Annotated in this window: 1 protein-coding gene; it reads left to right on the forward strand. The window is 72.9% G+C overall.

Annotation, left to right across the window (positions count from 1 at the left end; translation table 11 throughout):
• The first annotated feature begins 423 nt into the window (after positions 1-423).
• A complete protein-coding gene (locus tag GWG67_RS38680) occupies positions 424-918 on the forward strand; it encodes a hypothetical protein (protein ID WP_275174889.1) in 495 nt (164 codons plus the stop codon).
• Positions 919-1,087: the final 169 nt, after the last annotated feature.

The raw sequence follows: 1,087 nt of genomic DNA on the forward strand, positions 1-1,087 counted from the left end.
GGGTGAAGCTGCACAACCCCGATCCCGGCAGGTTGGACAAGACCGCCTGGACGGTCGACGAGTACGACCGGCTGCTGAACGCGGCCGAAGCCTGGCTGCACGAACCCGGCGGCGCGCCGGTGATGGTCGACGGCCCGGACGGTCCCGTTCAGGCGCGCCGCGGGGGCGCGGTCGCGTTCCGCAAGGCGTGGCGACGCGCCATCGAATTCCTGCCCTTCACCGCCTCGAGGGGCGGCAGGCTGCCGCCGACCCGCTGGGTGCCGCCGGAGGTGGAGCCCTCGGACGGCCTGCCGCTGCCGAAGGACGATCGCCCCTGGATCGAGGTGACGGACGACCTGATCTTACTATCACCGCGACGGCGACGTCCCCTACGAAGGCAACAAGGGCCGGGGCGGCAACGTCATCCCCCTGGAGTTCGCGCCGATGGTGCGCCGCTGGTACGAGGAGGACATGGCGGCCGGTTGCGAATTCGTCTTCCACAAGTCCAACGGCGGGCGGTACCGCGGACCGAAGCTCGGCTGGCAGACCTTCAAGTGGATCGTGAGGGACGCCGGCATCGTCGGGCGGCGGATTCCGCACCATCTGAAGGACCTCGGCATGGAATGGGCCGAGGCGGCGCGTCTGCGGCTCGAGGCCTTCGCCAAGCATGCCGACACCTCGGCGGGGAAGCTTTCTGGGACCTACGGCGACGCGCTGCGCAGCGCGCTGCTGCAGGAGGCCGCCGAGGGCATGACGCAGGTCAATTGGCGGGCGGACGGCGCCCGTCGGGCGGCCATCGCCGACCGCTTCCGCAGCGGCGGCGCGTCTCGGTCCGAAGCGCCCCGTCCCGAGCGCCAGGCCGAGGGCCGGCACGTCGGGGCCGCCAGGCAGGTGAAGACCGCCGGCAAGCGCGCCACCGCAGCCGGAAAGCGCGCCTGAGCCGCCGGGCTCCGCCCCTTCGCGCGGCCGTTTCCCTTCCCCATCGCCTTCAGCCGGACTTCGGTAAGCCGGGTCCATGCGCACCGGTCCGCGGGGAAGTGCGCCGTCGGCGGCCGTGCGGCCGCGCTCTTTTCGGGGCGGCCGGGGGCTGCCGGGGACGGGGGATGCC

This window comes from Bradyrhizobium sp. CSS354 (genome assembly GCF_029051725.1).
Lineage (GTDB): Bacteria > Pseudomonadota > Alphaproteobacteria > Rhizobiales > Xanthobacteraceae > Bradyrhizobium.

Bases quoted from the DNA above. Each gene is read 5' to 3' on its own strand.
- GWG67_RS38680 (WP_275174889.1), top strand. From the start codon at position 424: ATGGTGCGCCGCTGGTACGAGGAGGACATGGCGGCCGGTTGCGAATTC.